Source organism: Pasteurella testudinis DSM 23072 (assembly GCF_900176075.1).
In the GTDB taxonomy this organism is placed as follows: Bacteria; Pseudomonadota; Gammaproteobacteria; order Enterobacterales; family Pasteurellaceae; genus Chelonobacter; species Chelonobacter testudinis.
Genome location: NZ_FWWV01000035.1, coordinates 110,507 through 134,330 on the forward strand (window position 1 = coordinate 110,507; position 23,824 = coordinate 134,330).

Sequence of the window (23,824 nt, forward strand, 5' to 3'; positions counted from 1 at the left end):
ATCAAAATTCCGCTTGATACTGTATAATCATACAGTATAATGACGCCAATTATGTTGATTCTGATTTAAATACCTGAGGTTTATCATGGCTGAGAAGAAAGTTGAAAAAGTCGATAGTGAAAATAAAGAGAAAGCACTGGCGGCGGCGTTAGGGCAGATTGAAAAACAATTCGGAAAAGGCTCGATCATGCGGCTCGGCGATTCGCAAGCGCTCGACGTTGAGGCGATTTCGACCGGTTCGTTAGGTTTGGACGTGGCGTTGGGTATCGGCGGCTTGCCGATGGGGCGGATTGTGGAAATTTTCGGGCCTGAATCTTCCGGTAAAACCACCCTGACTCTTTCGGTGATCGCGCAAGCGCAAAAAGAGGGCAAAACCTGTGCCTTTATTGATGCCGAACACGCCCTCGATCCGATTTATGCCAATAAATTGGGGGTGAATGTGCAGGATCTGTTGGTTTCTCAGCCGGATCACGGCGAACAGGCGTTGGAAATTTGTGATGCGTTAGTGCGCTCCGGCGCGGTTGATGTGATTATCGTCGACTCCGTTGCCGCCTTAACCCCGAAAGCGGAAATCGAAGGCGACATGGGCGACTCGCATATGGGCTTGCAGGCACGTTTGATGTCGCAGGCGCTGCGTAAATTGACCGGCCACATCAAAACCGCCAACTGTTTGGTGGTGTTTATCAACCAAATCCGGATGAAAATCGGGGTGATGTTCGGCAATCCTGAAACTACCACCGGCGGTAATGCGCTGAAATTCTATGCGTCGGTACGTCTGGATATCCGCCGTACCGGTGCGGTGAAAGACGGCGAAGAGGTGATCGGCAGCGAAACGCGGGTCAAAGTGGTGAAAAACAAAGTCGCCGCACCGTTCCGCCAAGCAGAGTTCCAAATCGTTTACGGCGAAGGGATCTCGAAAAACGGTGAATTAATCGAGCTGGGCGTGAAACACAAACTGGTGGAAAAATCCGGTGCTTGGTATGCGTATAACGGCGGTAAAATCGGGCAAGGCCGTGCCAATGCGATGAAATGGCTGGCGGAGCATCCGCAGGAAACGGCGGAGTTGGAAGCCAAATTACGCGCCGAGTTGCTGGCGCATCCGGAGCAGGCGTTAATTGCCGAAGCCGGTGCGGAGGCTGATGCCGAAGATGATTTTGAGCACGAAGCATAATCATCGGCAAAACAAGTTACGGCAGATACCGTAAGGTAAACGCAAAGTGCGGTCAAAGGGGCTAAGCAAAAGAGGCTAAGCAAATGGTCAATTTTACCGCACTTTTTTATAATATCACTGTGCCGATCTGGTTATACCTCGGCCGCTTGCCGATTTAACGTATTTTTTCTCGTGCCACTTCCCAAAAAACCGATAATTTAAGGTATATTAAGCAAAAGCTTAGGCTAAATAATATTCAATAAATTTAAAAAAGGAGGGAAGATGAAACAATCGATTCGTCACCAGCAAATTGTCGAGCTGGTCACACAGCGCGGTTATATCAGCACCGAAGATTTAGTGACGGTATTTAACGTGACCTCGCAAACTATTCGACGCGACTTAAACGAATTGGCCGAACAAAATTTGATCCGCCGTCATCATGGCGGCGCAGCTTCTCCCTCCACGAGCGAAAACAGCGATTATTCCGAACGCAAAAGTTTCTTTTCCAACGAAAAACAAGCGATAGCGCAACGGGCGGCGGCGCTGATTAAAAACGGTTCGTCGCTGTTTATCGACATCGGCACCACGCCGGAAGCGGTGGCTTATGCCCTGTTGGGACATCAAAATTTGCGCATTGTCACCAATAACCTGAATGCGGCGCATATTTTGATGAAAAATCCGGATTTTGAAATCACGATTGCCGGCGGCAACCTGCGCTCCGACGGCGGAATCATCGGCGAGGCAACCGTAGATTTTATCTCCCAATTCCGTTTGGATTACTGCATTTTGGGTATCAGTGCGATTGACGAGGACGGCACGCTGTTGGATTACGACTTCCATGAAGTGCAGGTGAAACGGGCGTTGATGCACAGCTCGCGCAACATTTTGCTGGTGGCGGATCACTCCAAATTCAGCCGTCAGGCGATTGTGCGGTTGGCTTCGCTCAATGATGTCGATACCTTGCTGACCGATGCGCCGCCGCCGCAAAAAATTATGCAGTTACTGCAACAACATAATGTCAAACTGGAACTCTGTTTGGCACAACATCAAACCCTTGCTTAAAATACAGCGTAGTTATGATTCTGGAAAAATTTGACGATATTTATCAGCGCGCCGCCGAGCAAAAAGGCGGCGAAGCGCGGTTGCAAGCGTTGCTCTGCGAAGTGAAATCCACACAGCAATTATTGGACGTGCCCGATCACCGCTGGTTGGCGGAATTAACCCGTAAAATTTTCCAATCCGGTTTTGTCTGGCGGATTGTCAACCAAAAATGGGACAGTTTCGAGCAGGTTTTTTGGGGCTTCGAGATTGAAAAACTGTTGATGATGCCCGATGAATTGTGGGAAAAGAAAGCGCAGGATCCGAGCATTATCCGCAATTGGTCGAAAGTCGCCACCATTAAGCAAAATGCACAGATGATTTATCAAGCCAATCTGGAGGGCGGATTTTCCCGTTTGCTGGCGGAATGGGACAGTGGGAACATTACCGCACTTTGGCAATATTTGAAGCGCAACGGCAAGCGTTTGGGCGGCAACACCGGCGCTTATACTTTGCGGGCCGTGGGCAAAGATACTTTTCTGCTGACCCATGACGTCGAGGCCTATTTACGCAATCACAAACTGATTGACGGCGGCATTCAAACCCAGCGTAGTTTTACGATTGCACAGCAAGTCTTCGCTGAATGGCAGCAACAAAGCGGCCGTCCGCTCAGCCACATCAGCCAGATTGTGACGTTCAGCATGGGATAGACACGGAATCGGCACAGATGAATATCAGTTTACGTTTTTTTCTTTCGCTGTTGGTGGTCGGTGTGCTTGCCGGTTTGGTCGGTTTTGCCTTGACCGAGCTGATGCATTTCACTCAACATCACGCTTTTGGTTACGCCCTGCACGGCGAAGAGATTGCTTTTCGTATTGGTGCGGAGCATGCCGCGCCGCAACGGCGTTGGTTGGTGTTGACGCTATGCGGTGTTTTGGCCGGCGGCGGTTGGTATGCCATTCACCGTTGGGGCAGCCGCTTGGTCGGTTTTAAAGCCGCGATGGCGAATCCGCAACAAGGCATGCCGCTGTTTACCACGCTGGCTCACGCCTTGTTGCAAATTATCACCGTCGGCTTGGGATCACCGTTAGGACGGGAAGGCGCGCCGCGTGAAATGAGTGCGGCGTTTGCTTCGCTGTGGATTCGTAAAGTGCGGTTGAGTGATGACGATGCCGCCCTGCTGATTGCCTGCGCCGCCGGAGCCGGTTTGGCGGCGGTGTATAACGTGCCGTTGGCAGCCACGATTTTTATTTTGGAAACCCTCGTACTGGCGCTGAATCCGCGCGTCATTTTTGCGGCGTTACTCACCTCTGTCACCGCAACGCTGGTGGTGCGTTATACCTTGGGCGATTTGGTGCAGTATCACTTGATTAATGTGGAGGTCAACCATGCGCTATTGTGGTTTGCACTGTTAATCGGGCCGTTGATAACCGTCAGCGTCAAGCTATTTCGCTATACGACCGCACTTTTTCCCATTATTGCGCGCGATGACAAACGGATTATCCCGTTGGCAATTTTGCTGTTCAGTCTGATTGGCGTGGTGGCGATCTTTTTCCCCGATGTATTGGGTAACGGCAAAGCCGGTAATCAATTGGCGTTTGCCGGTTTGTTGGATTGGCACAGCGGTTTAACGTTGTTGTTAATGAAATGGTTGGTGGTGCTGTTGGCATTGGCGGCAGGGGCTTACGGCGGCTTAATCACGCCGTCGATGATGTTGGGCGGCATCTTGGCGCTGAGTCTGGCGCTGGCTTGGAACGGCTTTTTTCCGACAATTTCAATCGAAACCGCCGCCTTAATCGGCGCAACCGCATTTTTGGCGGTCTCGCTGAAAATGCCGCTGACTGCCATTGTATTTGCGTTGGAACTGACCCGCGCGCCGGTCGAGATTGTATTGCCGCTGGCATTGGCGGTCGCCAGTGCCTGGTGTGTCGAGAAGGGGTTGTTTGATCATGCGGATAAAACAAAAACCGCACTTTAGCTCAAGGTCGAGCAAAGTGCGGTATTGAACTTGCCGTATTGGCCGGCTTAAGCTTCGTTGACTACGCGCGGAAACAAAATATTGTTTTCCAAATGGATATGGTGCATTAAATCATCAATAAATTCATTAATGCCGCTGTACAGCGCGCGCCAGCTGTTGCAGGCATCGGTCGGCGGGGTGACATTGTTGGTCAGCGATTTCAGGACTTCCACCTGCTGTCCGGCATCGTCATGTTCGTGTTCCATCACCTGAATCGGCATGCGCGCCATCGCGTATTGACCGGCGTTGATCATCGGGAACAAAATCTGTTCTTCTTTTTGCATATGCTGGTTTAGGTCGGCATGAATCGCTTTTAGTACCGCAGACGCACCCATCGGGCAATCTGCGCGATCACCGTGTACGTTTTCCACCTTCTCCGCCAACAAAATCAGTTCGGGCAATTGTTCACGATGACGTTGGTGGTAACGGGCGATGATATGCTCAATGGTGTCGGCATAGGCGGCCTGTGTCCAGTCCTGTTCTGCGCTTGCTTCTTGATTTTCTGCCAGATCGGCTAAGCGTTTTTCAATTTCCGCCAGATTCAGATTTTTCAATTTTGCCGCAAAGCCCAAAGTATTGGCACCGCCACAGCAAAAATCCAGATCATATTCACGAAACAGCTTGGTTGCCCCCGGAATCGCCACGGCTAATTCGCCTAATTTTTTATCTTCAAATGACATCTTTTTTCCTCATGTAAACGGAGTGGATAAAACTTGAGTTAAATAGTAAGGTATTTAAAAAATAAAAACAGTATTTTTTATCTATCTTTTAAGAAAATATGATCTGTATCAAATCAAATACCTTGAATTGAGTAGGAAAAAGAAGGGAAAAACCGCACTTTGCCACCGAAAGCAACAAAGCAACAAAGCAACAAAGTGCGGGGCAGCGCTATACTTTTTTCTTGACCGCCAAACCGGCAGGCGCTTGGGCGACCGGCATGACTTCAAGACGGTTGACGTTGACGTGTGCCGGACGTTCGGCGATCCAAACAATCGTTTCGGCAATGTCCTGCGGGGTCAGGTAATCGACATTGGCATAGAGCGCCTCCGCTTTGGCGTCATCACCGTAAAAACGTACATTGGAAAACTCAGTGCCGCCGCACAAGCCCGGTTCGACATTGCTCACCCGTACCGCCGTGCCGAGCAAATCGGCGCGCAAATTCAAACTGAACTGCTTGACGAAGGCTTTGGTGGCGCCGTACACATTGCCGCCCGGATAAGGATAATCACCGGCAATCGAGCCTAAATTGATGATATGTCCGCGATTTCTGGCGACCATGCCGGGTAAAACCGCATGGGTAATGCTGACCAAACCGCCGATATTGGTGGCGATCATCTGTTGCCAATCAGCGAGTTTGCTGTCTTGTGCCGCGGCTACGCCCAGCGCTAATCCGGCGTTATTCACCAACAAATCAATCTCTTGCCACTCCGGTGGTAAACTGTGGAGCGCGTTGAGAGTGGCTTGTTCATCACAAACATCAAATGCCAGCGCCAGACACTGATCGCCCAGTTCCTGTTGCAATGCACTCAAGCGCGGTTGGCGGCGGGCAGTGATGATGACCCGATGTCCGTGTTGTACCAGCAAACGGGCGGTGGCGGCGCCGAATCCGGCGCTGGCGCCGGTAATAAGAGCTAACATAACGATTCTCCTTTGGTGAGTTTGGATAACCCAATATAACAAAAAGCGGTGCCGGCGGTAAAAATTTTTGCTAAAAGAGTTGCTTTTATTGAAGTGATGTTGTAATTAATTAGAACAGAAAATTAAAAAACAACATTAAAACACAACATCAAAATACTTTAAGGAAACAATATGCAAAACGTAGGTTTTATCGGTTGGCGCGGAATGGTCGGTTCCGTTTTGATGGATCGTATGCAGCAGGAGCAGGATTTTGCGCATATCAATCCGGTTTTTTTCACTACTTCGCAAGCCGGTCAAAAAGCGCCTGAGTTTGGCGGCAAAGACAGCGGCGTGTTGAAAGATGCGTTTAACATTGACGAATTGAAGGCGCTGGATATTATCGTGACCTGCCAAGGCGGCGATTACACCAGCGAGGTTTACCCGAAACTGCGCGCCGGCGGTTGGAACGGTTACTGGATCGACGCGGCTTCTACCCTGCGCATGGAAAAAGACGCGATTATCGTGCTGGATCCGGTCAACGAACATGTGATTCGCGACGGCTTGAACAAAGGCGTGAAAACCTATGTCGGCGGTAATTGCACCGTCAGTCTGATGTTGATGGCATTAGGCGGTTTGTTTGAAAAAGATTTGGTGGAATGGGTGTCCGTCGCCACTTATCAAGCCGCCAGCGGCGCCGGTGCGAAAAATATGCGCGAATTGCTGGTGCAAATGGGCGAATTGCGCGACGTGGTCAAAACCGATTTAGCCAATCCGGCTTCCTCGATTTTAGAGATCGAAAGAGCGGTTGCCGATAAAATGCGCGGCGATTTGCCGATTGAAAACTTCGGCGCACCGTTGGCGGGCAGCCTGATTCCGTGGATCGATAAATTGCTCGACAGCGGGCAAACCAAAGAAGAGTGGAAAGGTTATGCCGAAACCAACAAAATTTTAGGTCTATCCGACAGCCCGATTCCAATCGACGGCTTGTGCGTACGGATCGGCGCTTTGCGCTGCCACAGCCAAGCATTCACCATCAAAATGAAAAAAGATCTGCCGTTGGCGGAAATCGAGCAGATTTTGGCGGCGCACAACGAATGGGTGAAAGTGATTCCGAACGACAAAGAAGCGACTTTGCGTGAGTTAACCCCGACCAAAGTCACCGGTACTTTGAGCGTGCCGGTCGGACGCTTGCGTAAACTGAATATGGGGCCTGAATATTTGGCGGCATTCACCGTCGGCGACCAGTTGTTATGGGGCGCTGCCGAACCGCTGCGCCGTATTTTGCGCCTGCTGGTGGCATAATTTTTCAGCTTTGAATCCGTCTTCAAGTGCGGTTGCGATTCGGTAGCAACCGCACTTTTTCTCTGTTTTCCTGTCACTTCTTTACTCGAAATCGCGCCGATTACGCGCTACACTAATCAGCATGGTTAAAGCTGATTTAAGGATAGTCAATGGAGCGAGAACCGCACTTCGGGCAGTTTGCGTTAAAAACGTTGAAGCCGTTTGCCGAACGGTTTACGCTGCAATATGTTGATGGGCAGCGCGGTTGCCGCATTGCCTACCGTTTTTTTGAACATGACCAACGTGAGCTGACAAATGCGCGCAAACTGATGATTTTGGTCAGTGGGCGCGGCGAGAATCTGTTGAAATGGACGGAAATCGCCTATGATTTTTATCATCAGGGCTTCGATGTGCTGACCTTTGATCACCGCGGGCAAGGCTATTCGCAGCGCTTGTTGGCAGATCCGGAAAAAGGCTATATCGATCGTTTCGACTACTATTTGGACGATTTGGATTTGGTGCTGCACAGCGTTAATCAACGTTATGATTACCGGCAACAGATTATGTTGGCGCATTCGATGGGCGGCTTAATCGCCACGCTGTATTTGGCAAAATATCCGCACAAGATTGACAAACTGATCTTGAACGCACCATTGTTTGCCTTGCCGTTGAAACATCCGTTTTGGGACACGCTGAGCGTGCATTTGATGGTGCTGCTCGGACAGGAGCAGCGCTATGTTTTCGGGCGCACGTCGTATAAACCGCTGGATCCGGAACACAATGATCTGAGTTTTTGCAAAACCCGTATGAAGTGGACCAATCGGATCAACCGCCGTTTCCCGGAGCTGCATCTCGGCGGCCCGACTTTCCGCTGGGTGTCGCAATGTCTGAACCAGTTCGGCAAACTGCCGCGCGCGATTAAGAAAATCAACGTTCCGGTGCTGGTGCTGCAGGCGGAAAAAGAGGTGATTGTCTCCAATCGGCAAATTGAACATCACGCCCGATTATTCGCTGATTTGCGGCACGAGATAATCCATAATGCCAAACATGAAATCCTGTTCGAGCGCGATCCGATTCGTACGCTGGCGATGGATAAGATCGCGGATTTTTTACAACAAACTTAGCATGAATTGATCACGCTGACAGCAGCAACGCGCCTAAACCGCACAACAGCACGCCAATCAGGCGGTTGACATAAACCTGCTTCGTCAACAAGCGGTTACGGATTGTCGTTGTTGCCAGTAACATGGCCACGGCGGCAAACCAAAACAGATGCGCCAACGACATAAACGCACCGTAGCCGATTTGCACGCCCAACGGCGTGTGCGGATTGACGATTTGGCTGAAGGTGCTCAGCACAAACAGCGTGGTTTTCGGGTTTAGCGCATTGGTGACAAAACCGTTTTTAAAGGCTTGAAGATCGGTTAACACCGCACTTTCGCCCTGTCCGTTTTGCGGATTGGATAAGCTCACATTGACCGGGCGGTGTCGAAAGGTTTTTACGCCGATGTAGATTAGATACAGCGCGCCCAGCAGTTTGATACTGTGAAACAGCCACGCAAATTTGAGTAACAGCACGCTGACCCCTAATAAGGTGTAGCTGACGTGAATCCAGACCGCACTTGCGATGCCGACGGCGGTGACGATACCTGCCCGTTTGCCGTAAAGATAGCTGTTGCGCGTGACCATCGCAAAATCGCCGCCCGGACTGATCACCGCCAAAATGGTGATGGTGGCGACCGCCAATAATTCCGTCATATTGCTTTTCTCTGTATTGTTATCGATAAAAACAGTTGAAATAAACGCCTGTTTTTTATATCGTACCATCATGTTATTAGCTTATTTTGTCCTGTTTTCAGACAAAATAAAATCGAAATATTGTCACAAGAGTGTGAGATTTTGGAACAGATTAAAACGCTGCCGCTAAATGCCGTCAAGTTTTTCTATTTCGTTGCCAAATACGGCAGCTTGAGTGCCGCCGCCGAGCAGCTGCACGTTACCCACGGCGCAGTCAGTAAACAGTTGAAAATCTTGGAGCGGCATCTCGGCGTGCTACTGTTTTTAAAACAGGGACGCAATCTGGTGTTGTCAAACAGCGGTACGATTTTATATCAATGCTGCCGTGAATCGTTTGCCGGATTGGAAAGTGCGGTTCAACGCATGCAACAGCGGCGCCGGCAGGAACTGGTGATTTCGTGCGAGCCGACGCTGGCGATGAAATGGTTGATCCCCAGAATCAGCCGATTTCAGCAACAATATGATTTTAATCCGGTGATTTTGGCCGCCGGCGGTGCAGTCGATTTCCAACGGCAGGGCATTGACGTTGCGATTCGGCGTAATGATTTCCGCTGGCCGCCGCAGCTTTACGCCGAAAAAATCAGCGAGGAGCAAATCGGTTTGGTGCAACGTCCGCACTTAACCCAACTGAAAAAACTGCACACCCACACCCGTGCGCAGGCGTGGCAAAACTGGCGGCAGGTCAGCGGGTTGGAGAATCGCCGCTATCAGGGCGATATTTATTTTGAGCACTTTTATCTTTCGATTCAAGCGGCGATTGCCGGCATGGGCGCGGCGATTGCCTCACGCTTTATGGTGCATGATGAAATCGAACAAGGGATTTTACAGGCGCCGCACGGCTTTATTGCCGACGGTTCGGCGTACTACCTACTGTCGCAAACGGCGTTTGCAACCTGCCGCAATAAAACCGCGTTTTTACACTGGCTGAAAAAAGAGATGGTTTAGGCAAGATCAAGGTGCGGTTGCGAACCGCACTTTAAGCTGAATCTAAGTGCGGTTGTGCGGCGAAACTAACGGCTTAAGCGATAAATCCGCGCGATATTTTGCGCGCTGGAAATCAGGTTTTTGCGCCCGTTTGCCAACGTCTCTTCCAGCGTGCCCAGTTGGGTGATGATCGGGAAAACCGCATCAATGCCGTGTTGATACACCGCTTCGTAATCGTCACGCAGGCAGCCGGAAATGGCGATCACCGGTTTGTTAAAGCGTTTGGCGGTTTTGGACACGCCGATCGGCGTTTTGCCGTGTACGGTCTGCCCGTCGATTCGCCCTTCGCCGGTGATTACCAGATCGGCATCTTGCACCTGCTGCGCCAAATTGACCGCATCGACCACAATTTGTACCCCTGGTCGCAAAGCCACCTTCGGCAATAACAGCAAACCGCCGCCCATTCCGCCAGCCGCACCGGCACCGGCGGTGTCGGCGATGTTAATGCCGAGCTGCTGCCGAGCGACGGCGGCAAAGTGCGCCAAAGCCTGATCCAATTGTTGCACCATTGCCGCCGTTGCGCCCTTTTGCGGGCCGAATGTGGCGGATGCGCCCTGTTCGCCGCACAGCGGATTATCCACATCGCAAGCCACTTCGAGTTCGATTTGCCGTAAACGCGGATCTAACGCGCTCAAATCCAGTTCGGCAAGGCGGTCCAGTTCCGCACCGCCGTAGCCTAACGGCTGTTGTTGCTTGTCGCGGAACGCCACGCCCAAGGCTTGCAACATACCCATGCCGCCGTCGTTGGTAGCGCTGCCGCCGATGCCTAAAATAATTTTTTCGACACCTTGATCCAACGCCGCCTTAATCAATTCACCGGTGCCGTAGCTGGTGGTCAACAGCGGGTTGCGTTTTGCGCTTACGACCAGATGTAAACCGGAAGCGGCGGCCATTTCGATAATGGCGGTTTTGCCGTCGCCGGACAAGCCGAAAAAGGCGGTGGTTTTATTGCCTAACGGTGCGGTCACTTCCACATTCAGCAGCTTGCCGCCGGTGGCATCGACCAACGACTGCACCGTGCCTTCGCCGCCGTCCGCCATCGGTACTTTGACGTATGTTGCGTGCGGAAACACTTTTTTAAAACCGGTTTCAATGGCGTCTGCCGCTTCAAGTGCGGTCAGGCTCTCTTTAAACGAATCGGGGGCAATGACAATTTTCATGATAAATCCTCATCGGGAATGCAAGATAAATTTCTCAATCACCTCGGCAACGCCGGAACTGTTGTTGTCGGCGGTGATGTAGTCGGCAATCGCTTTCAGCTCGTCCGTGGCATTGCCCATCGCTACGCCGAGACCGGCGTATTGCAGCATATGCAGATCATTACCGGCATCGCCGCAGCAAATAATGTCTTCAGGTTGGATCTGCAAATGTTGCGCCAGACTTGCCACGCCAGCGCCTTTGTTGGCTTGCGGGTGGATAAACTCAAGGAAAAACGGCGCACTGCGCACGACGGTATAGCGCTGCGAAAGTGCGGTCGGCACGGCGGCGGCGAAAGGATCGAGCCGTTCGGGCGGATCGATAATCATGCTTTTGATGATCGGTTCGCCGTCTTCCAGTTCGGCAAAGTCCATAATCGTAAAATCAATTCCATTGGAATCGGCTTCGTGTTGCGTATAAAAACTGGCTTGCGGTGTGATCAGCCCCCGTGTCGGCGAAAAAGCATGGGTATTCAAGCCCATTTGCTGTGCATGCTGCGCCACCCGTTTGGCATCTTTGCCGCTTAACATTCGGCTGTTGATCACATAGCCGTCCGTCGCCCGTTCGACCCGTGCGCCGTTAAAGCACAGCACATAATCATCGTCACCGGTCATGCCCAGCTGCCGCATATATTTTTGCATGCCGATATACGGTCGGCCGGAGGCTAAAATCACATAAACCCCCTGCGCCCGCGCTGCCGTAATCGCCGCGTGGTTGCGTGCGCTGATCTCTTTTTGCGTGTTCAGTAACGTGCCGTCTAAATCCAGTGCAATCAATTTGTATTTGCTCATTCGTTTCTCCTTGCGTTTGCTGCAAGAATAACACTGCTTTCGGCGCCGACGGAAGATAATTATGTGAGATTAATCACAAAATATCACTCTGATCATGACCGCACTTTCGGTTTTTAATGCCGGCGCTTGCAAGCGCCGACGATTGGCATAGAATAAATCACTTTATCTGAAACGCCATGATATTAAATGGATAATTAACGTTTACATGAGGGAATGGTTATGTCTTTCAAACCGGCTTTACTGACCACACTGATCGCTGCCGTCTTGTCCGTACCGCACTCGGCTCTGGCGGCGAACGTGGACTTGCGCATTATCGAAACCACCGATTTGCACGCCAATATGTTGGATTATGATTACTATAAAGATGCACCGTCCGAGAAATTCGGTCTGGCGCGCACCGCCGATTTAATTGTCAAAGCCCGTCAAGAGGCGAAAAACAGCGTGTTGGTGGACAACGGCGATGTGATTCAAGGCAGCCCGATGGGGGATTATATCGCTAGTAAAGGCTTGAAAAAAGGTGAGATTCATCCGGTTTACAAAGCGATGAACCTGCTGAATTACGATGCCGCCACCGTCGGTAATCATGAATTTAACTACGGCTTGGCATTTATGGATCTTGCGCTGGCAGGTGCCAACTTCCCATATGTCAGCGCCAATGTGATCGACCTTGCCAGCGGCAAGCCGTATTTCACCCCTTATCTGATCAAAGATTACCAACTGCTTGATGACAAAGGTGAAAAACAGGTGGTTAAAATCGGTTATATCGGCTTTGTGCCGCCGCAAATTCTGACGTGGGACAAAAAACATCTCGACGGCAAGTTAGAGGTGAAAGACATCACCGAAACCGCACGCGAGCTGGTGCCGCAAATGAAAGCCGAAGGGGCGGATATCGTGATTGCGTTAATGCACTCCGGTTTATCGAAAACGGATTATCAGCCGTTGGCGGAAAATGCGGTTGCCTATATTGCGCAAATCGACGGCATTGATGCGATTGCGTTCGGTCACGCGCACGGCTTGTTCCCGAGCAAAGATTTTGCCGATGTCGCCAATGTCGATTTGGAAAAAGGGACTATTAACGGCATTCCTGCGGTGATGCCGGGATCTTGGGGCAGCCACCTTGGGATTATCGATTTGAATTTGAATAATGACAGCGGCAAGTGGCTGGTCACAAACGCCCGTGCCGAAGTGCGCCCGATTTTTGACAACCAAAGCAAAAGTGCGGTTGCCGCCGCGCATCCCGACATTGTCAAAGTGCTGGCAGAAGATCACAACAATACCCGAGCATATGTCAATCAGCCGATCGGCAAAGCCGCTGACAAAATGTACAGCTTTTTGGCATTGGTGCAAGATGATCCGACTATTCAAATCGTCAATCTGGCACAGCGGGATTATGTTAAAAACTTCGTGAAAGGCAATCCGGAGCTGGAGAAATTACCGGTATTATCCGCCGCCGCCCCATTTAAAACCGGCGGGCGTAAAAACGATCCGACCAGTTACACCGAAGTGGAAGGCGGACAGTTGAGTTTCCGCAATGCCGCCGATTTGTACCTGTATCCGAATACTTTAGTGGCGCTGAAAATCAACGGCGCGCAGGTGAAAGAGTGGCTGGAGTGCTCCGCCGGACAGTTCAACCAAATCGATCCGAACAAAAGCGACGCACAATCCTTGATTAATTGGGACGATTTCCGCACCTATAATTTTGATGTGATTGACGGCGTGAACTATCAAGTGGACGTGACCCAACCGGCACGTTACGACGGCGAATGCACACTGGTGAATCCGGCGGCGGAGCGGATTGCGGATTTGACCTTTGACGGCAAAGCGATTGATCCGAAACAAGAATTTTTGATCGCCACCAACAACTACCGCGCGTTCGGCAATAAATTCCCCGGCACCGACGGCAGCCAGCTCGCCTTTGCCGCGCCGGATGAAAATCGCACGATTTTAGCCGATTATATTCGCCGTGTGAGCCAAGAAGACGGTGAAGTAAAACCACAAGCGGACAACAACTGGCGCTTCAAAGCGATCCCGAATGCCAACCTGAACGTGGTGTTTGAAACCTCACCGTCGGAAAAAGCCGCTGCCTTCATTCAACAGCACGCCCAATACCCGATGCAAAAAATCGGGCAAGATGATGTCGGTTTTGCTTTGTATCGGTTGGATTTGAGCAAGTGATTTTTTGACGGCAGTTTTTGACGGCTGTTTTTTGACGGTAATCTGCAACAGAAACGTCGTGGCGGCGTTTCTGTTGCGCTGCGTTACGCTTGATAGCCCAACAGCAGCAAGGTTTCGTGGTGGGTCTGCATATCGGCGATATTCGGCAGCTCGCCCCAAATCTGAAAACCGCACTTTTGCAGCACACCGACACTGGCAGGGTTGCCTTTAAACACAAAACCCAACAAAGTTGAGAACTGCAGCGGCTGCATTTGTTGTTGTAAAAACCGCACCACTTGTGTGCCGACGCCTTTTCCTTGCACGCTTTTGTCCAGATAAAAACTGGCTTCGGCGGTGATGCCATAAGCCGGTCGCCCGTAAAACGGTGACAACGTTGCCCAACCGATCAAGCGGTTATCATGATCGCGCACCGACCAAATCGGGTGGCGTTCGCTGTTGCGGTGAAAATCAAACCACGCTTGCCGATCACTGATGCTGATCGGCGCTAAATCGGAAGTAATACGACGGCAGGCAATAGTTTGGTTATAAATCGCGACGATTTCAGCCAGATCCTGTGAGTGTGATTTTTCAATGTTGAGCGGCTTCATTCTACTTCCCTTTATGTTTTGCTATTCCACACTGTTTGCCAATAAGAGGTGAATTTCAGTGCCACCGCTTGTCCGGCGGCAGATTTGCAATTTGGCATTTAACTCCTGTGCCCGTTCGTGCATGATATTCAAGCCGTAGTGCCCGCTCGGCTCGTTTAACGACGGGATTCCCACGCCGTCATCACGGATCAGCACCTCATTTTCACCGTCGGCATTGGTGCGGGCAATCACCTCAATCAGGTTGGCATGGGCGTGCTTGATACTGTTCAACACGGCTTCGCGCACGATTTGCAACAGATGAATCTGCTGTTGTGCGTTTAACAATTGCGACGGCAAAGCGCAATCCAGCACGATTTTGGCTTCGGAACGGGATTGCAGCGAGTCAATCACCTCCTGAAGCGCCAACGACAAATTGGATTCGCTCACGGTCAGGCGGAACGTTGCCAAGAGCTCGCGCAGTTGGGTGTAGCCATCGCTAAGTGCGGTTTCGAATTGGTGTAAAATGGTTAAACTTTTCTCCGCTTGTCCGGCATTCACCTCTTGCAAAATACTGCGTTTCAGCAAGGTCAGCTGAATCTGTAAATACGCCAGCACTTGCGCCAACGAATCGTGCAGTTCGCGTGCGATAATCGACCGCTCTTGCATTAAAATCAGGTGTTGCCGCTGGCGTAGCAGTTGATAGGAATGAATCGCGCGTCCCAACATTTGCGCAATGTTTTCAATGGTGCGCAGATCGGGGTAGTGATCGCCGCGTTGCCAGTTTAAATTGCCCAAATGTTGTTCGTTAATCGTCAGGCGGGTGGTTTGCCAATTGGCGTTCGAATGCTCTTCGCCCACTTCCAAATTAAACATTTCATTGCCGTTCGCTATCAAGCGTACGATTTGCAACTTCTCATTTTGTTGCAATAAGGTCAGCACCGTCAGCAGATTTTCACGGGTGATTTCATGCAGGGTCAGCTGTTGCGACGAATAGTACAACATCGACAAAGTGCGGTTGATTTGGGTCAGGCTACGGGTTTTTTGGTTGACTTGTTCTTCGAGAGAGAGGTAGAGCTTTTGCAGCTGCTGCGCCATTTGGGTGAAACCGCGCGACAGCTCGCCCAGTTCGTTGGCGCTGTCGATATCCAGTTCGATATGCTGGAATTGACTGTTTTGCACTTGTTGACTGGCGGTGACCAAACGTTGTAGCGGCGCCACCACTTTTTTGCGGCTGTAACTCAACAGATACGCGCCCAACACCACCATCAACAGCAGGCTGAACAGGTTGATATAAATCGCAAAACGAATCCGCTGTTCGGAAAACGCCTGTAATACCGACACGAAATTATCCACCTGCTCGACATAACGCTCCAGATTCTGGCGATACAATTCCGGCTCCTGCTGCACCAGATAACGCTCCATCACCGCCCAGCTTTCTAGCAAAGTGCGGTAGGCGCTCTGCACCGAATGCGGCACATAAAAGCGTTCCAGATTCATCAGGGTCGGGGTTTGCAAACTGGCGCGATAGGTTTGGATTCCATGTTCAAGCAGCTCCGGTTGATACTGCATTTCGTGCAGCAAGCGGTAACTTTGCATCCGCAACGAACCCGACACGTTAATCATCTCCGCATCGGAATGGTTGCTGATCATAATCAGCGTGGTCACACAAGTGGACAGCCCTGACAGCATGATGATCAACACCAAATAATACGCCAAACGGGACGTCACGGATTTTTTGATTTGCACGGCTTCAGCTCCTGCGGTTTTGGGGTGAGAGGTATTATAAGCATTCTGCAAAGTGCGGTATAGCGGCTTTGTGATATTAAGCATGCATTTAGGATGTGATAACGATCACAAATGATAATGGTTATTATTTTGAATATTATTTTTTAAGCTATACTTTGCCATCGTTTATTGGCATTCAATGTTGGATAGTTGCTGTAATGACTAAAATTTCTTTTTCTTCCTTAAACTATTTTTTATTATCTTTTATTTTTATTCTTTTCCATTTTCCTGTGAAAGCAGACCAACTAACTGATTTTGACAGGCAACAGGTTCATCAGCAGCAATCAGAAGATAAACATTTGCAACAATTGATGCAGCCTAATGCCAATATTCGTTTTGAGCATGCATTATTACCAAAACAGATTTTACCAGAGCAAGAACAGCATTGCTTTTCAATAAATCATATTGAATTGACTGAATGGCAGGAAAAGGGAGAAAAGATTTCTACTCATAAACTGCATAATATTCTTCATAACACGCAAAAATCAATAGGGCTATCTTTACCTCAATGCCTTGGAATTGAAAGTATCAAAATAATTATAGAGCAATTACAAAATCAATTTATTCATCAGGGGTATATTACAACTAGGATTTATTTACCGGATCAAGACCTTTCGAAAGGTATTCTCAAATTTACCGTCGTTGCGGGCAAGATAGCAGATATTCATTGGTCGGATAAAAGCAGTACACCACGTTGGAAAAAGGGTTTGCTTTGGAGTGCGTTGCCTTTAAAGCGAGGTGATCTTTTTAATTTGCGCGCATTAGAACAAGGACTTGAAAATTTTAAACGCGTCAGATCTGCCGATGTGGATATTGAAATTGTCCCAAATGAAAAAGCAAATGCAGTTGCCGGAGAAAGTGACTTATACATCCGCTATCAGCAAAATTTTCCGCTACGACTTTCTTTGGGTATGAGCAATGGCGGTAATAAAAATACAGGAAGATTACAAACGAATACTATTTTATCGCTGGATAATCCTTTCTCATTAAACGATTTGTTCTATCTTAATTTTAATCATAGTTTCAAACAGAAAAACGATGAAAAAAATAAGCGGTATAGTAAGAATATCAGTTTTGGTTACTCTATTCCTTGGCGTAATTGGGAGTTTAGTACTTTTTTCTCAAATCATCATTATTATCAAACGGTGTTCGGTTTTTATACCAATTATGGTTATTGGGGTAAAAGTAAAAATGCAAAGATTAATGCCGCTTATTTGCTTTATCGAGACACCCATTATAAAGCATATTTAGATTTAGGATTATGGCGCAGGCAATCGCAAAATTTTATCGATGATATGGAAATACATTCGCACAAAAGACATTTAGCCGGCTGGGATCTTGGTTTAAGACAGCAAATATTTTTTGATAACAGTATATTGAATTTTGAACTTCATTATAAAAGAGGAACCGGTATTTGGGGGGCGGAGACAGTACCGACTAAAGCGCTTTCCAGACCTAAAATTATCAGTGCGAATTTACAATACCAGCAAAATTTTAACGTTGGCACTATCAATGGATTGATCAGCACAGATTGGCAATTCCAATGGAATAAAAGTCCGCTACTTATACAGGATATGATGAGTATCGGTGGGCGTTATAGTGTGCGTGGATTTAGTGGTGAACTGACGTTGTCCGGTGAACGAGGCTGGATTGGCCGGAACGAAATAGCCTGGAAATATAAACCGAACCATCAGCTTTATTCTGCTGTGGATATCGGTCGTGTTAGTGGCGAATCACAAAAACAGCAAAAGGCAAGGGTTCTGATCGGCACGGCTATTGGCGCCAGAGGGCAATTTTCACTCTTAGGTGAGTTAAATTACGATTTATTTATTGGGAAACCGCTACAGAAACCAAAGAGTTTTAAAGCGGATAAAAATATTCTCGGCTTTAGTTTCTCTTATCAATTTTAAAAAATGTTTTAATTAGGTTGTTTAAAACAAATAACAAAACAATACAGGGATTATTTATTATGAATAAACATCTTTTTAATGTTATTTTCAGCAAGGTTAAGCAACTTTTTATTGTTGTTGCAGAGAATGGTCGTCATACAGGAAAAGCCAAACGAAATTATAAAACTAAAATAGATTCTTATCCAAATAATTCTATCTCACTAAAAATTTCTTTATTGACAATCAGTATTTTATTGTCACTTTCACCCAATGTTCTTGCTAAAATTATTGCGGATCCCAGTGCTCAGGGAGAACATAAGGCGACTATTTTAGCTCAAAATGGCAAACCATTGATTAATATTCAGACGCCTAGTGCAGCCGGAGTTAGCCGAAATATTTATAGCCAATTTGATATTGATAGTAAAGGGGCTATTTTTAATAACAGCAAAAATAATCCTTGGCTTGAAAAAGGCGAGGCGAAAGTGATTTTAAATGAGGTTAATTCCAATAATGCAAGTAAACTTGAAGGGCAATTATCTATTCAAGGGCGAAAAGCCGATGTTATTATCGCAAATCAATCGGGTATTAATATTAACGGCGCCAGTTTTACAAATGCAGGCAGAGTAACATTGACGACCGGAAAAGCGAATATTGTTAATGGTAATATTACCGATATAGGCATTGAAAAAGGGACTATCCATGTCGGTCAGAAAGGATTGGATAATCGGAAAACCGATTATACCGAATTATTGGGTAGAGCTGCCGTCATTCAAGGAAAAATTCAAGCACAGAACCTAAATATTGTCAGTGGAGAGCAAAAAATCAATTATGAAAGCGGGATTATCACTCAGCATAAGGGGAGTGGTAGCAAACCACAAATTGCTATTGATGTTTCAGAATTGGGCGGCATGTATGCCGGGCGGATTTCATTGTTGGCGACTGAAAGTGGCGTCGGTGTTAAAAATCTCGGGACATTACAAGCCGGCGATGGCCATATTGTGATTACATCTGACGGAAAATTAGAAAACAGAGGAAAAATACAGGCTGATATTGTTAATTTAGCCACGACAAGAAGAGATATTGATAACCGTGGCCTAATACAAAGTAAAACGCAAACCGTGATTTCATCAGAAAGGGATATTTACTTATCAGGTAAGGGGCTGGCGCAACAGAAAGATAAAAAAGGTAAAGAAGTTAATCCGCAAGGCGAAATTATTATTCGCGCGAAAGAAAAAATTCAACTGGAAGATAATGCTCACATTGGGAATAGTCAAACATCAGAAAAAGAAATTGTGATTCATGCCGGAGAGCGGTTGATAACAGGTATTAGAGTTAAAGCGTCTTCCGGTGGAAAATTATCTGTTATCGGTAATAAGTCCGTATCAACACAGGCAGAAACGGAATTTACGGCTAAGCGAGATTTGGTCATTGCCAGCCAAAATGATATCGCCCTTATTCGAACAGACTTAAACAGCCAGCATGGCAATATACAGCTTATCAGTAAATTGCCACAAAATGAGAAACAAAACGATAAAAATATTATTGCCGATATCAGCATGGAAGAGGGGAAGTTGTCTGCAGGGAAAGATGTTTTTATTCGTGCAGACAGGAATGTTCATTTGTTTAATCCGGAAATAGAAAAAGTAAGTAATATCGATGTTATTGCTAATGGAAAATTGAATTACCAGATTTATACATTGCCAAAAACAATAAATAATTTAACCTTAACTTCTGAAAGTGATTTATCTTTAAAATCCAATGAGTCTATCAATAATGTGAATGTTCAAGGTGATTTGTCTGTAACGTCTAATCAAGGCGATATATCCCTAAGCAAAGGGAATGTTTTTGTAGCAAAGAATAATGCTGAATTTTCAGCTTTGAGCGGAAACATTTATGCAGATAACCTAACTCTTTCAGCATTAAACGGATATTTATCTGTTATAGCTAAAAATAATGTTGTTTTATCCAGTGTAAACAAAGGTATGACATTATTAAGCGGTAAATCAGGTATCAGCGTAGGCTCGGTAGGGAATGGCGTTTTAACGTTACCAAAATCTATTGGTTTAACTGCGAGTATGGGGACTATTAAATTACGTTCCGGTGGTGATCTTAATGTTGACCTATCCCAATCGGAACATTCAAGAAAATCGTTTATACATGGCAAGGGAGTATCATTTTTTTCACAAAACGGTAATATTATCTTTAAAAATTCAAGTCTTAATATTCAGGAGCAGGGGATTAAATTTGATAGCCGAAGAGGAACAACTACGCTTGATAATGTGACGGCAACCTCAACGGGCAATATTACGCTATCGTCACAATCTGATATTAGCTTAAATAATGTTCGTTTTAATGCAAGAAATATTATTGCCAGCAGTAATAAAGAGATTAAGCAAAATAAAGGTATGAGTAGCAGTAATGTGCTAACGGCAACTGATATCCTTTCACTTTATGCCGGCTCGTACCACTATTTAAATAATACGACTTTACAAGGTGGCGCGGTGACGATCACTGCCAAACATGGGGGGATAAATATTCAAGGGGCAACCGATTGGAAATCGGTCGGTAGCGAGGCATTAAAAAATAATCCAAAGACCCGAGGTTTCAATGGTGCATTTAATATTGATGTTAAAAATCATTTAACTTTTCTTCCTCAACATAAAATAATGGCAAGCAGCGATCTTTCGATTAGAAGCCTGAATAACTTGGTATTTAAAGGTGTAGCAGGTAAGAGTGGAAACGCTTCGGCTAAAGTCGTTTCGTTATATGCCGGAGGTAAACTGAATTTGACTGGTGGAAAAGTTACTCTAGAGGCCACAAATTTAAAATCAAATCATATTAACATTACATCGACAGCAGGTGATATTCAAATTAAATCACTTAAAAATGGAGCGGAGAAATATAGTGGTATAGGTAAAACGGTATCTCTCTTAAAGGCGGAGCTTAGCAGTTTAAGTAAACAACTAAATGTTTTATATGATGAGTTAGATTATGCATGGGATGATCATGTATTATTAAAAAAAGCAGAGCCACTTGAAAACAGAATTGAGGAGATAACCAAGTTAATAAGTATTATTTCCTCACCGAAAAAAGGCTATGAACATTTAGGTGCAAAGCTCACGGCAAAGAATGTCAATATTTTTTCTAGTGCCGGGGTTAATATCGAATCAGCAAAAATCAATGCCAGTGAAGTAGTTAATATTACTTCAATGGGCATTAGCCCTGCAGCAGATGAGAAGTTAGCATATGGCATTAATATTTCCGGTACGTTTGATGTGTTTGAAAAAGGCAAAGAAGGGAGTAATGATCATAGCTATAACATATTTAATAACCCAACGGAAATCAATGCTAAAAAAGGCATTAATATCACTTCGGCAGCACAACATAATGATTCAAGATTAATTATCAGTGCTTCTAATCTTTCCAGTACGAACGGAAATATCAATTTATATTCTTTTGGGGATATGCGCCTTGAAAGTGGGCAAGAGGAGTTTTATTCTTATAACTATCGCAGTTACAAATCCGGGAAATGGTATAATCGTAAGCGGATCACCGAAACTAAAACCAGTAAACGCTCCAGTGCGGAGCCGATTACACTCTCCGCTTTAGGCATTACGCTAAAATCCGGTGGAAATATTGATATTTATGCCACTGAGTTCAATGCTCCACAGGGAAAAATTGATATCACCGCAGGAAAAGCACTCCGATTTTATGCCGTCGATGAAGAAAATTACCACAAACATGAAAAAACCAAAAAATCTAAGTACTTTGGTTTTATTTCCGGCGGTAAATCCAAATCGTCCAGCAGCAAAGCGATTCAGTCTGCCTTGCCGAGTAAGCTAGTAGCACAAAGTGCGGATACCCGCTCAGGCTGGGATACGTTATTACAGGGTACGGAGTTCAAAACCAGCCTCACCGGCGCCAATATTCAAGCCGGGGTTGGCGAACACGCTCGTAAAGACGCTAAAATTATCTTCGAAGGCATCAAAACTAAAATTACTACGGTTAAAACCTCTGAATCCAACTCAGCAGTTTGGCAAAAACAAGCGGGCAGTGGCAGTGTGGTGGAAACATTGAAGCTCCCTCGTTTTGATGGTCCGGTACCGATATTTTCTGCTCCAGGCGGTTTTTCAGTCCAAATTCCAAAAGGTACGTTGAAAACCGAAGTCGATAAATTGGTAAAACAGTCGGGAATGAACTATCTCAACAGTTTTGTGCAACGTAAGGATGTCGATTGGAAGCCTATTCAACTGGAATATGACAAATGGAATTACAGCCAGCAAGGGCTCAGTGGTGCCGGTGCGGTAATTGTGGCGATTGCCGTGGCGGTTGCGACATCAGGTGCGGGTGCGGCAGCTTTGCCAGGCTTAGCAACCACAGTTACAAGTGAAGCCATGCTGAATGCCGCAATGACCAGTTTGGTTACTCAGGCATCGATTTCAACTATCAATAATCGAGGAGATTTGGGCAAGGTCTTTAAAGAGCTGGGTAGTAAAAGTGCGGTGAAATCCTTGGCGACAGCAGTGCTGACGGCAGGAGCGTTAAGCAAAGTGCAGGCGTTGTCGAAGATGCAGACATGGGGCAGCAGCGAACAGTGGGCGGATAAGCTGAGTTATAATTTGGTGAACAGCGGCATCACGGCGTTGGGAGATGCGACGATTAACGGCAAAAGCCTGGAAGAGAGCTTGAAGCGCGGTTTGCTGGGTGCGGTGGTGACCACTGCACACGGTGAGATTGCGAGTCATATCAAAGGGTTGGAAAAATTCGGTGACAATGCGTTTATCCAACAGTTCAGCCATAAGCTCGCCCATGCGGTAGCAGGTTGCGGNGCAGGCGCTGCGGTAGGGGGTAAATGTGTTGATGGTGCGGTTGGAGCGGTTGTAGGTGAGGTTACGGCAGAGATTATCGGCGCTAATAGTAACCTGAGTTACACCGCTAAAGAGCGGGAACAACTCTTAGGTTATGCAAAAATTGCGGCGGCGACAATTGTTGCTCATCTTGGAGGGAATGCCGATACGGCGATCGGTACTGCTCATACTGCGGTGATGAATAATTATCTATCGGATTGGCAAGAAAAGCAGAAAGCGCTTGAACTTGAACAGTGTGCGAATGCCATTTGCCAAACTATCACGCGCCTAAACTGGCAAGCTGTTGACACTGGTCAAGATGCTTCCTTTGCTGTAGGTATGGTTGCTGCGGTACCTGAAGAACTTTATGGTACGGTGGAAGGTATCGCCACTTTGCTTGCCAACCCGCTGGAAAGTATCCGAGCAGTGAAAGTCATGCTTACCCAAGACAATGCTTGGAATAAAATGGTAGAGGGTACGAAGCAACACTTTATCCAGACATTAACGAAGCTCGAAAATTCATATCAACGAGCCGGTTATGACGGCGCATTTGATGCAGGAAAAGAAGTCGGTCGCATTCTCATGAATATTATTGAAACGGCTAGTGGCGGCGGCGCGGTGCTTAAACAGGGCAGCAGGCTTGTACTGAACGGCTTAAAACAGGTGAAAGCGCAAGGGAAACATGTGGTA

At 47.3% G+C, this 23,824-nt stretch carries 17 protein-coding genes; 10 read left to right on the forward strand and 7 right to left on the reverse strand.

All coding sequences use genetic code 11. The features are described 5' to 3' along the window. Positions 1-85 precede the first annotated feature (85 nt). The 4 genes from recA to B8880_RS10810 all read left to right on the forward strand — a co-directional run bounded on the left by recA (position 86) and on the right by B8880_RS10810 (position 4,166). Complete coding sequence (recA, locus tag B8880_RS10795) at positions 86-1,171, forward strand: recombinase RecA (RefSeq protein ID WP_084257615.1); 1,086 nt, start codon at positions 86-88, stop codon at positions 1,169-1,171. 261 nt (positions 1,172-1,432) lie between these two features. After that, a complete protein-coding gene (locus tag B8880_RS10800) occupies positions 1,433-2,212 on the forward strand; it encodes a DeoR/GlpR family transcriptional regulator (RefSeq protein ID WP_084257616.1) in 780 nt (259 codons plus the stop codon). A gap of 14 nt (positions 2,213-2,226) precedes the next feature. After that, positions 2,227-2,898: a DNA-3-methyladenine glycosylase I gene (locus B8880_RS10805; RefSeq protein WP_084257617.1), complete on the forward strand. Its 672-nt coding sequence runs from the start codon at positions 2,227-2,229 to the stop codon at positions 2,896-2,898. A gap of 17 nt (positions 2,899-2,915) precedes the next feature. Then, positions 2,916-4,166 carry a chloride channel protein gene (locus tag B8880_RS10810; RefSeq protein WP_084257618.1) on the forward strand — a complete coding sequence of 417 codons (1,251 nt, stop codon included), beginning with the start codon at positions 2,916-2,918 and terminating at the stop codon, positions 4,164-4,166. Between the two features lie 47 nt (positions 4,167-4,213). Here the strand turns inward: B8880_RS10810 and ytfE are convergent, their stop codons facing one another. Continuing rightward, the gene (gene ytfE / locus B8880_RS10815) at positions 4,214-4,885 is read right to left on the reverse strand and encodes an iron-sulfur cluster repair protein YtfE (protein ID WP_084257619.1); all 672 of its coding nucleotides are present in this window, start codon (positions 4,883-4,885) and stop codon (positions 4,214-4,216) included. Positions 4,886-5,093: 208 nt separating this feature from the next. After that, positions 5,094-5,843: an SDR family NAD(P)-dependent oxidoreductase gene (locus tag B8880_RS10820; protein ID WP_084257620.1), complete on the reverse strand. Its 750-nt coding sequence runs from the start codon at positions 5,841-5,843 to the stop codon at positions 5,094-5,096. A 171-nt stretch (positions 5,844-6,014) separates the two neighbouring features. On the opposite strand from B8880_RS10820, the gene asd reads away from it, so the two are divergent. Continuing rightward, positions 6,015-7,124 (forward strand): aspartate-semialdehyde dehydrogenase, encoded by a 1,110-nt coding sequence (gene asd / locus B8880_RS10825; protein WP_084257621.1) that lies wholly within the window; start codon positions 6,015-6,017, stop codon positions 7,122-7,124. Positions 7,125-7,273: 149 nt separating this feature from the next. Next, the gene (locus B8880_RS10830) at positions 7,274-8,227 is read left to right on the forward strand and encodes an alpha/beta fold hydrolase (RefSeq protein ID WP_084257622.1); all 954 of its coding nucleotides are present in this window, start codon (positions 7,274-7,276) and stop codon (positions 8,225-8,227) included. A 10-nt stretch (positions 8,228-8,237) separates the two neighbouring features. Here the strand turns inward: B8880_RS10830 and B8880_RS10835 are convergent, their stop codons facing one another. Beyond that, entirely contained in the window at positions 8,238-8,933 is a 696-nt protein-coding gene (locus tag B8880_RS10835) for a LysE family translocator (protein WP_244165636.1), read from the reverse strand. Positions 8,934-9,002: 69 nt separating this feature from the next. Between B8880_RS10835 and B8880_RS10840 the strand changes: the two genes are divergently transcribed. Then, positions 9,003-9,845, forward strand: coding sequence for a LysR substrate-binding domain-containing protein (locus B8880_RS10840; protein ID WP_084257623.1), 843 nt, complete (start codon positions 9,003-9,005; stop codon positions 9,843-9,845). 65 nt (positions 9,846-9,910) lie between these two features. Here the strand turns inward: B8880_RS10840 and B8880_RS10845 are convergent, their stop codons facing one another. Both B8880_RS10845 and B8880_RS10850 read right to left on the reverse strand, forming a co-directional pair. Next, positions 9,911-11,044 carry a glycerate kinase gene (locus B8880_RS10845; protein WP_084257624.1) on the reverse strand — a complete coding sequence of 378 codons (1,134 nt, stop codon included), beginning with the start codon at positions 11,042-11,044 and terminating at the stop codon, positions 9,911-9,913. A 9-nt stretch (positions 11,045-11,053) separates the two neighbouring features. Continuing rightward, complete coding sequence (locus tag B8880_RS10850; RefSeq protein WP_084257625.1) at positions 11,054-11,872, reverse strand: Cof-type HAD-IIB family hydrolase; 819 nt, start codon at positions 11,870-11,872, stop codon at positions 11,054-11,056. 213 nt (positions 11,873-12,085) lie between these two features. On the opposite strand from B8880_RS10850, the gene B8880_RS10855 reads away from it, so the two are divergent. Further along, positions 12,086-14,047, forward strand: a complete 1,962-nt coding sequence (locus tag B8880_RS10855) for a bifunctional 2',3'-cyclic-nucleotide 2'-phosphodiesterase/3'-nucleotidase (RefSeq protein WP_084257626.1) — start codon at positions 12,086-12,088, stop codon at positions 14,045-14,047. An 83-nt stretch (positions 14,048-14,130) separates the two neighbouring features. Here the strand turns inward: B8880_RS10855 and B8880_RS10860 are convergent, their stop codons facing one another. Together B8880_RS10860 and narQ are read right to left on the reverse strand one after the other, a co-directional pair. Beyond that, complete coding sequence (locus tag B8880_RS10860) at positions 14,131-14,634, reverse strand: GNAT family N-acetyltransferase (protein ID WP_084257627.1); 504 nt, start codon at positions 14,632-14,634, stop codon at positions 14,131-14,133. 21 nt (positions 14,635-14,655) lie between these two features. Continuing rightward, complete coding sequence (narQ, locus tag B8880_RS10865) at positions 14,656-16,359, reverse strand: nitrate/nitrite two-component system sensor histidine kinase NarQ (RefSeq protein WP_084257628.1); 1,704 nt, start codon at positions 16,357-16,359, stop codon at positions 14,656-14,658. 197 nt (positions 16,360-16,556) lie between these two features. On the opposite strand from narQ, the gene B8880_RS10870 reads away from it, so the two are divergent. Both B8880_RS10870 and B8880_RS10875 read left to right on the forward strand, forming a co-directional pair. Continuing rightward, positions 16,557-18,308: a ShlB/FhaC/HecB family hemolysin secretion/activation protein gene (locus tag B8880_RS10870; protein ID WP_084257629.1), complete on the forward strand. Its 1,752-nt coding sequence runs from the start codon at positions 16,557-16,559 to the stop codon at positions 18,306-18,308. Positions 18,309-18,367: 59 nt separating this feature from the next. After that, positions 18,368-23,824, forward strand: a 5,457-nt coding sequence (locus B8880_RS10875) for a two-partner secretion domain-containing protein (RefSeq protein WP_084257630.1), incomplete at its 3' end; no start/stop codon positions are given.

Coding starts and splice junctions, on each gene's coding strand:
- recA (WP_084257615.1), top strand. CDS start 86: ATGGCTGAGAAGAAAGTTGAAAAAGTCGATAGTGAAAATAAAGAGAAA.
- B8880_RS10800 (WP_084257616.1), top strand. CDS start 1,433: ATGAAACAATCGATTCGTCACCAGCAAATTGTCGAGCTGGTCACACAG.
- B8880_RS10805 (WP_084257617.1), top strand. CDS start 2,227: ATGATTCTGGAAAAATTTGACGATATTTATCAGCGCGCCGCCGAGCAA.
- B8880_RS10810 (WP_084257618.1), top strand. CDS start 2,916: ATGAATATCAGTTTACGTTTTTTTCTTTCGCTGTTGGTGGTCGGTGTG.
- ytfE (WP_084257619.1), bottom strand. CDS start 4,885: ATGTCATTTGAAGATAAAAAATTAGGCGAATTAGCCGTGGCGATTCCG.
- B8880_RS10820 (WP_084257620.1), bottom strand. CDS start 5,843: ATGTTAGCTCTTATTACCGGCGCCAGCGCCGGATTCGGCGCCGCCACC.
- asd (WP_084257621.1), top strand. CDS start 6,015: ATGCAAAACGTAGGTTTTATCGGTTGGCGCGGAATGGTCGGTTCCGTT.
- B8880_RS10830 (WP_084257622.1), top strand. CDS start 7,274: ATGGAGCGAGAACCGCACTTCGGGCAGTTTGCGTTAAAAACGTTGAAG.
- B8880_RS10835 (WP_244165636.1), bottom strand. CDS start 8,933: ATGATGGTACGATATAAAAAACAGGCGTTTATTTCAACTGTTTTTATC.
- B8880_RS10845 (WP_084257624.1), bottom strand. CDS start 11,044: ATGAAAATTGTCATTGCCCCCGATTCGTTTAAAGAGAGCCTGACCGCA.
- B8880_RS10850 (WP_084257625.1), bottom strand. CDS start 11,872: ATGAGCAAATACAAATTGATTGCACTGGATTTAGACGGCACGTTACTG.
- B8880_RS10855 (WP_084257626.1), top strand. CDS start 12,086: ATGGTTATGTCTTTCAAACCGGCTTTACTGACCACACTGATCGCTGCC.
- B8880_RS10860 (WP_084257627.1), bottom strand. CDS start 14,634: ATGAAGCCGCTCAACATTGAAAAATCACACTCACAGGATCTGGCTGAA.
- B8880_RS10870 (WP_084257629.1), top strand. CDS start 16,557: ATGACTAAAATTTCTTTTTCTTCCTTAAACTATTTTTTATTATCTTTT.